This window comes from Patescibacteria group bacterium (assembly GCA_041665365.1).
In the GTDB taxonomy this organism is placed as follows: Bacteria; Patescibacteriota; Patescibacteriia; order UBA9570; family UBA9570; genus UBA9570.
Genome location: JBAYIY010000005.1, coordinates 81,411 through 89,958, shown reverse-complemented (window position 1 = coordinate 89,958; position 8,548 = coordinate 81,411). Strand labels below are relative to the sequence as shown.

Below are 8,548 nucleotides of genomic sequence, written 5' to 3'. Positions count from 1 at the left end.
TGATACATTTGGTGGTGACACAAACGGTGATGGCTCAGCAACCACACCAGCCGCAGGAGATTGGGGTTACATAAAAATATCTGGTAGTGCTACAGCTAATTTAGATTATGTCACCGTACAATATGGTGGAGCTTCATATGATACTATGTTTCTCATCGACGATAACGCTACCAACGTGACAATTGATCACAGTACTTTGCAAAATAGTAATTACTATACTTTAAAGATCGATCCAGGTAGTATCAGTACTGTTTCTAACAGTACAATTACCGGCTTCTCTGGTTCATACGGAATATATATAACCGGTGGTACTACTACCTTTGATAATAACATCATCAGTGCTCCAACCAATTATGCTTTAGTGGCATACAATGCATCCCCAACCATAACCAACAACACCTTTACCAATTCAGGGACAGGATTATATATTGGTGGAACAACATCTGTTCCTACTATTACCAATAACAACTTTACTAACAATGAGTATGCTGTGCGCATAGATAATCCAGGAGCCGGCATGACCATTACCGGAAACACTGGTTCACTTAATACTTACAATGTCATTGCGTTAACCGGTACACTGTCCGGTGATATGACATTGAACATGGATAATGATTTGTTTTATGCTTTATGGAGTGGTGTGACAGTTGAATCAGGTAAAACTATGACGATCTTACCAAGTACGACAGTGAAATTTTTGGATACAAATTCTCTCACTGTTAATGGTACGCTCAATGCTCAAGGAACAACAACTGAACCAATCACATTTACCTCAATTAAAGATGATACTAACGGTGGTGACACAAACGGTGATGGTTCTTCAACATCCCCAGCCGCTGGAGATTGGATTTCTATAAAAATATCAGGTGGTGCCATAGCTAATTTTGATTATGTCACCATGCAATATGGTGGTTATAGTGCGGCTATGTTATTAATCGATGATAATGCTGCCAATGTAACAGTTGATCACAGTACTCTCCAGAACAGTAAATACCACACTCTAGATATTGATCCTAATAGTACCAGTGTAATTTCTAACAGTACTATTTCCAATACCATTGATGAACCGGCTATAAATATTACTGGTGGTACCACTGTATTAGATCATAACACCATTTTTGCCAGTGCCGATGTGGCTGTTAACATAGTAAATGCAGCACCAACAATTACCAATAACGATCTATCCAATTCGCACATGGGGAGCTATGTGAACGGTTCATCAAGTACACCAATCATTACAGATAATATTATCACTAACAATGTTTATGGTATTTTGGTAGATAATGCTAATCCGACTGTTTCTAATAACCAAATTAGTGGTAACACTTACATTGGTCTATATTCTACAACCACTATCACCGCAGAAAACAACTGGTGGGGAGATTCTTCCGGACCATACAATGCCACTACTAACCCAACTGGGTTGGGGGATAGTGTCAGTGACCACGTGGATTTTGATCCTTGGACAACCGTTGATCCTGATGCTGATGTCACTCCACCCGGCGATATTACCCTTGGGCCAATCATAAAAAAGGTCTGGCCAAAGGTTTTGGTGTTAAACTGGACTAATCCTACCGATTCTGACCTTGATCACATTCAAGTTGATCGAACTGATGTTACAACAGGTACTACAATAACTTTATCTACTAGTACGACTGGTACGGAATATGCCGATACTACTCCTGGCTATAACTCACCCTACACTTACACCTTATATACAGTAGATACAACCGGTAACAAAAGTGCTGGTATTATTACATCCATTCAAGTCTTACAGAACCCAGCCCCAGACCTAATGTTACTCACACCAGGGGATACAACCATCACAGTGGCCTGGAAAGCATCGTCTGCTCCGGCACCAAGTTTGGCTGGTTACAAAATATATTATGGTACCAGTGCCACTAGTCTCACTAATATTTTAGATGTTGGTTTAACCCGGCCAGCTACTATTACTGGGCTCACAAATGGGATACCATATTATGTAGTTGTCACAGCCTACAATAAAGCTGGTATGGAAAGTGCACCATCTAAGGTTAGAGTAACTGTGCCGCACCCATAGTTAGCCTGTGCATATCTTAGTACACAAATGTACATATTTGTGCTAGAATTACCACACTATGAAAAAACGCCTCTTATTTCATACATTATTAGATAATCTTGACCATAAGAATGCTTTGGTTATTACCGGTATGCGCCAAGTTGGCAAGACTACCGTACTTAAGCAATTATTCGATGAGATTCATGATTATCCAAAATTATGGTTTGATTTTGATAATCCATTGGATCAAAAAATATTTGAGGATGTTGATTACAATAATATTTATCAACGTTTACAGCGCCAAGCTAAAGCGACAAAAAAACGTTTGTACATTTTTTTAGATGAGATCCAAAATTATCCAACCATCACCAAAGTGATAAAATACCTCATTGATCATTACCAAGTAAAGTTTATTGTCACTGGTTCGTCTAGTTTTTATTTGAAAAACTTATTTCCAGAATCTCTCAGTGGGCGCAAGTTTTTATATGAGTTAGCACCGTTATCATTTCAGGAAATTTTGTATTTTTTCGATCAGATAGATCTAGCTGAGTTGCAATCTTATACTATAGAGTTAGCGGTACAACCACAACACCTTGAACAATTCACTACTCGGCAAGAGTTATATAAAGATTATTTAACCTATGGCGGTTTTCCGGAAGTGGTGTTGACATCAGATTATACAGTTAAACAAAATATATTAAAGAATATTTTTACTTCTTTTTTTGAAAAAGACTTAAAGTTATTATCTGATTATAAAGATATTCGTGAATTACGTGATCTAATTTTATTGTTAGCTCCACGGGTTGGCTCGTTATTAGACATATCTCGAATTGCCAACGAATTAAACGTCGATCGGAAAAAGATTTATTATTATCTGGAATTTTTACAAGCGACCTTTTTTTTACGGTTACTACCAAAATTTTCCCAGAGCGTGGATCGGGCAGTGGCTGGTGGGAAAAAAGTTTATCTCACCGATACTGGTTTACTGCGCCTGCTTGGTCAGGTCAACGAAGCACAAGTTTTTGAAAATACAGTTGTGAATCAACTGGCACAATATGGTGAGGTTAGTTTTTATAATAAACGTAATACGGCCGAGATCGATGTGATTTTAAATAAAAAGATTGCTTTTGAAGTAAAAACTACCGCCACGACATCGGATGTTAAGAAATTAGCTGTATTAAGTGATAATCTCGGGCTAGCGCAGTATTATCTGGTATCTAAAAATTATGTGGCACTTGCATCAACCGTATTTGGTTCAGCTTTATAGAGTTAAATAGAGTTTACTCATCCGAAGTTCCTTCTTAGGAACGTAGGTGAGACGGCGCTAAAAAATTTTATCCACAAGCAAGTCGTTGCACTCTGCTGTACTAAACTGAAGTTTTTTGCCATTGCGCCGTCGCGAAAAAGCCCTTCACAGATTTTTATGGTTAGTTTATTGTGCAGATACCTCTTATCTCGTGCCCTGGAATTTTCTAGGACAGGCGATAGATGGTAACTCAGTCCCAGGAGCTATGATGCGCACGCGCTCGTTGAAATATCTCTACCTCTGCGGTCTGGTGCTGCTGTTCGGTTGCGCCAAGGCCGAACCGGACAACGTTTCGGACACCTGCGAGCAGGTCGACACCAGCGTCGCCGACACGGCCACCGACTACGACCAGATCGACTACGGCGCCAACTACGAGCAGGGGCAGCAGTACGACTACTGGATCGAGCAGATGGACCAGTTCATCACCAAGCAGGAGAACTGGACCTTCACCTTCGATCAGACCGCGTTCCTCGAGTCGATCAAGGACAGCTACCCCGCCGTCTACGAGTACTACGTCAACGACGGGCCCGACACCAACGACACCGTGGTGATCGACGCCCTGATCAGCGGCCTCCCGACCGCGAACGAAGTCGCCCTCGAGGAGTACGAGTTCTACCAGGAGGCGCTCGAGAACGGCGGACACATGTGGGTGTCCAACGCTTCCTACTGGTGGGGTCGCCAGAGCTGCTTCGGCGGTGGCGATGCCAACTGGATGCTCAGCGTGATGCGCTACTCCGGCAGCGCGGCCAGCACGATCGGCCGCTACGTCGGCGCGCCGGCCTGGCTCATCAACGCCTACCTCAGCGCGATGGTGTCCAGCGCCAGCAGCTGCAACTCGCGCAAGGGGTACTTCTGCATCAGCTACAGCTACAGCGGCTTCATGTGGATCAGCTGCTGACGGACTGACGATGACAACACGGTGGGGAAGCAGACGCAAGCTTTCTCACCGTGCTCTCCCTAATAATATATTTAATAAAATTAATTTATTTATTTTCATTTATGGATACAGCATCACAATCACAAACCAAATCTAAAACATTAAATCAATTTCTGATTGGTTTAGGAATGGGTATGGGTGTTTCAGTAATAGTTAGCATACTAGGTTCTATCTTGACACAAGTATTTATTATGGTCATGCCAACACTTGGAACAAGTGTGGTGTTACCGATTATTATAATGGTGCTACCTCTTATATTATTAATTATATTAGCCAGCATTATTTATAATTATAAAAAGAGTGTTCCAATGGTGATTGGTGTAGCGTGCGGTTGGTTGGGAATGATTGTTTTGTTTAATGTTGTGATTGGTTTGATTATGTTTGGTCTGACGAATCAAGTATAACTCTAGAATTTTCCTCTGGGGTAAAGCTCAGGCCTCTTGTCTCATGTTCTGGAAAAACCTCCAGGGCAGGCGATAGAGGGTACTCAGTCTTTGGAGCTGTGATGCTGACTCTGATGTGGTTGTTTGGCATCGGCTGTGATGATCAAATCTCCCAGGTGGATTATGGATCCGTACGTCACGCCGAACTGCGCTGGTACCTACGACATCGACGAGGACGCCTTCTTCGCCAACATCAAGACGGCCCTTCCGTACGTCTACAATCACTACTACGGCGGCTTCCAGTGGGTCACTTGCCCCTGACTGAATTGGTAGTGTGGTGAGAAGATAATCAACTGCTTCCTCACCACACTAAACTTTGATATAATCGCAGCATGCCACATGCTTTAGTGATACTAGATGGTTGGGGGATTGCACCAAAACAAAAAGGGAATGCCATCACCGCAGCAAAAACACCCAATTTGGATAAATTGCGTCAGCAGTTTTCGTATACAGAATTAGCCGCCAGCGGTCGAGCAGTGGGTTTGCCGGATAAACAAGATGGCAATTCAGAAGCCGGGCACATGAATATTGGCGCCGGTCGAATTGTGCTGCAAGAAGCCTTGTTGATTAATCGAGCCATTAGCTCCGGAGTGTTTTTCAAAAATCCAGCTTTTTTAGAAGCGGTGCAACATGCCAAGAAAAATCATTCTAAATTACATCTCATGGGTATGCTCACCAGCCGGATGAGTGCACACGCTTATCCAGATCATCTAGAAGCCTTACTGACGTTTTGTAAAAAAAAGGGGATATCGACTTATTTGCATCTTTTTACCGATGGGCGCGATGCTCCACCTCACGAAGCTGTTGAACTACTAAAAAATTTGCAGGATCATTTTCTAGATGGTGAGGTCATCTCAACCATTATGGGACGATTTTATGCGATGGAACGAAATAAACGCTGGGAGATTACCGAGCAAGCCTATGATTGTTTAGTATTAGGACGCGGTGAACAGGCTCCGTCAGCTGAGGTGGCGATTACTCGATCATACAATAGAAATGAATCAGACGAATTTATCAAGCCACACGTGATTGATGATAAAGGTCTGATTGCAGACAATGATGCGGTAATATTTTTTAATTTACGGTCCGATCGTGCGCGGCAAATTACTAAATGTTTTGTGCAGGGAGATGATTTTAATCAAAAAAATCCCGGAGCTTTTCAACGCAAAAAGGTGTTGCATAATCTCAAGTTCATTTCTATGACCGACTTTGGTCCAGATTTAGATAGTATCATCTCGGCCTTTCCATCAGCCGATTTATCCATGACTATGCCACTGGCTTTAAAATCATTACGACAACTATATATCGCCGAAAGTGAGAAATATGCTCACGTTACTTATTTCTTGAATGGTGGTAGCGATCATCCTTTAAATGGAGAAATTTGGGAAAAAATTCCATCACCACATGATCCTGATTATACTAAGGCACCAGCCATGAGTGCTACTGATATGGTTGATCAAGTTTTGTTAGACATTCAGGAAAAAAAATATGATCTCTATGTCATTAATTTTGCTAACGCTGATATGGTTGGTCACTCCGGAAATTACGCTGCCACCGTCCAAGCCGTAGCAGCAATTGATGAGCAAATTGGTCGCTTGTGGGCAGCGCTGCAAGCCGCTGATACAAAATCTATCATGTTTATTACCTCCGATCATGGTAATGCCGAAGAAATGTTGAATCTTAAAACTGGAGAAATAGATACTGAACATTCTACCAATTTAGTGCCATTCATTGTCACTATCCCGCATCTTAAGTTACAATCTGGTGGTAACTTATCTAATATTCTTCCGACCATGTTGCAAGTACTTTCCCTGCCAAAACCTAAAGAGGTAACAGCTGAGGCATTATGTTAGGGCAAGGCTGGCCAATTGTTTTAGTAATATTTGATGGCTTTGGCATAGCGGCACCGTCGCGTGGTAATGCGGTGACCTTAGCGCACATGCCGCATTTTAATCAATTTACCAGAGAATATCCAACCCTTACTGTGCAAGCGTCAGGCGAGGTAGTGGGTTTGCCCTGGGGAGAAATGGGTAATTCAGAAGTTGGTCACTTAAATATTGGTGGCGGTAAAGTGATTTATCAAAGCCTGCCCTTTATTAATAAAGCCATTTTCGATGGGACGTTTAATACCAACGAAAAATTTTTAGAGGTAATCAAACATGTCAAAGAAAAAAATTCTACCTTACATTTAATGGGCTTAGTCAGTGACGGTGGTATTCACAGTACGCAAAATCATCTCTATGCCTTATTAGAATTATGTCAGCAACAGCAAGTACACAAAGTAGCCATTCATGCCTTCTTAGATGGTCGGGATACGCCGCGTAATGGTGCGCTACATTATATTCAAACCTTACAACAACGTTTGCAAAAGTTGGGGTTTGGTTACATCGCCAGTTTGGCTGGCAGGTTTTGGGCGATGGATCGGGATAATCATTGGGAGCGCATTGAGACAGCTTATAATGCTATCGCTGAGGGTAAAGCTAAAAACACGGCCACAGATCCGGCGCAGGCGATTGAAGCATCGTATCAACGGAGTGTTTATGATGAAGAATTTGAACCGACTGTGATAGTAGGAGCCGATGGTAAACCATTGGCGACGGTGAATGATAATGACGCCATCATTTTTTTCAACTTTCGAGCTGATCGAGCCCGGCAAATGACCAAAGCCTTTGTGTTGCCTGGCTTTAATAAATTTACGCAAACAAAAAGTTACAAAACATTGCCATTCGTGACCATGATGGAGTATGAAAAAAACTTGCCGGTAAAAATCGCCTTTGTGCCGGATCACATTCAAGAGCCAGTGGCGAAAATTGTGTCGGATGCCGGTTTGTTACAGCTGCATATTGCCGAAACGGAAAAGTATGCCCACGTCACTTTTTTCTTAAATGGTGGCAGAGAAGAGGCTTATCCGGGTGAAGAGCGCGTGATGATTCCATCGCCCCGCGTCTCGAGTTATGCGGAGATTCCTGAAATGAGTGCCGGCGGTGTACGTGACGCTGTGATTCAGGGAATTAGAGCTGGCAAGTATCATTATATTGTGGCGAACTTTGCCAATGCCGACATGGTGGGACACACCGGCAATTTGGAAGCCACTAAAAAAGCCATTGAATTTTTAGATCAGTGTTTGGCCGATATTGTTGCAGTGGTGTTACAAACCGATGCCACGTTGGTGTTAACTGCCGATCATGGTAACGCCGAAGAGATGTACGATTTACAAACCGGTGAAATCGACAAAGAACATTCCACCAACCCGGTACCATTTATGATTATCGGTAATCGTTGGGCACCAATGAAATCCGCTTGGCCACAAATACCCATGAACGATTTATCCCAACTACAACCGCTAGGCGTGCTATCCGATGTGGCTCCCACCATGTTACGTCTAATGGGTTTACCCGTCCCTGCCGAAATGTCAGCCAGAAGTTTGATTCAGTGAGATAATAAAATTATAATTGACTTTGCGTGTGTGAATGTTAAGCTAGTCTTATGAAAAAAACACTTTTTATCGCAGTAATAATTATTATATTAGCCGGTCTGGGTGTAGCGGGGTATTGGTATTGGCAATTTAAACATACTACTCTTTTTTCCGACTGTAAGTTGATCAGCCCAAACGAATCTGCTTCACTTGATCAAGGGCTTTATTTTACTGGATGTGACTTTGTTTGGGAATGTGAATTATTACCGGAACAGAGTTCACAAGACATGTGCCTTTTTGATCTAGCGAAAAAGAATAGCGATCAAGACATTTGTAAAAAAATAAAGAATGAAACACAAAAAAAGTGGTGTGAAAATATTTTTAAAGCAAAGATTGAATAATCCATGTA

Annotated in this window: 8 protein-coding genes; all 8 read left to right on the top strand. The window is 42.2% G+C overall.

What is annotated here, in order from left to right; all coding sequences use genetic code 11:
• Positions 1 to 2,059: right-handed parallel beta-helix repeat-containing protein (locus WCV88_03355; protein ID MFA6475220.1), on the top strand; the 2,059-nt coding region annotated here is incomplete at its 5' end.
• Positions 2,060 to 2,117: 58 nt separating this feature from the next.
• Positions 2,118 to 3,305, top strand: a complete 1,188-nt coding sequence (locus tag WCV88_03350) for an ATP-binding protein (protein MFA6475219.1) — start codon at positions 2,118 to 2,120, stop codon at positions 3,303 to 3,305.
• Between the two features lie 244 nt (positions 3,306 to 3,549).
• On the top strand, positions 3,550 to 4,242 hold the full coding sequence (locus WCV88_03345) for a hypothetical protein (protein MFA6475218.1): 693 nt from the start codon (positions 3,550 to 3,552) through the stop codon (positions 4,240 to 4,242).
• Between the two features lie 101 nt (positions 4,243 to 4,343).
• Complete coding sequence (locus tag WCV88_03340) at positions 4,344 to 4,685, top strand: hypothetical protein (GenBank protein ID MFA6475217.1); 342 nt, start codon at positions 4,344 to 4,346, stop codon at positions 4,683 to 4,685.
• A 162-nt stretch (positions 4,686 to 4,847) separates the two neighbouring features.
• The gene (locus tag WCV88_03335; protein ID MFA6475216.1) at positions 4,848 to 4,985 is read left to right on the top strand and encodes a hypothetical protein; all 138 of its coding nucleotides are present in this window, start codon (positions 4,848 to 4,850) and stop codon (positions 4,983 to 4,985) included.
• A gap of 71 nt (positions 4,986 to 5,056) precedes the next feature.
• Positions 5,057 to 6,577 carry a 2,3-bisphosphoglycerate-independent phosphoglycerate mutase gene (gene gpmI / locus WCV88_03330; GenBank protein MFA6475215.1) on the top strand — a complete coding sequence of 507 codons (1,521 nt, stop codon included), beginning with the start codon at positions 5,057 to 5,059 and terminating at the stop codon, positions 6,575 to 6,577.
• Positions 6,571 to 8,160, top strand: a complete 1,590-nt coding sequence (gpmI, locus tag WCV88_03325; protein MFA6475214.1) for a 2,3-bisphosphoglycerate-independent phosphoglycerate mutase — start codon at positions 6,571 to 6,573, stop codon at positions 8,158 to 8,160. The genes gpmI (WCV88_03330) and gpmI (WCV88_03325) overlap by 7 nt, the downstream gene beginning before the upstream one ends.
• A 50-nt stretch (positions 8,161 to 8,210) precedes the next feature.
• Positions 8,211 to 8,540: a hypothetical protein gene (locus WCV88_03320; protein ID MFA6475213.1), complete on the top strand. Its 330-nt coding sequence runs from the start codon at positions 8,211 to 8,213 to the stop codon at positions 8,538 to 8,540.
• Positions 8,541 to 8,548 lie beyond the last annotated feature (8 nt).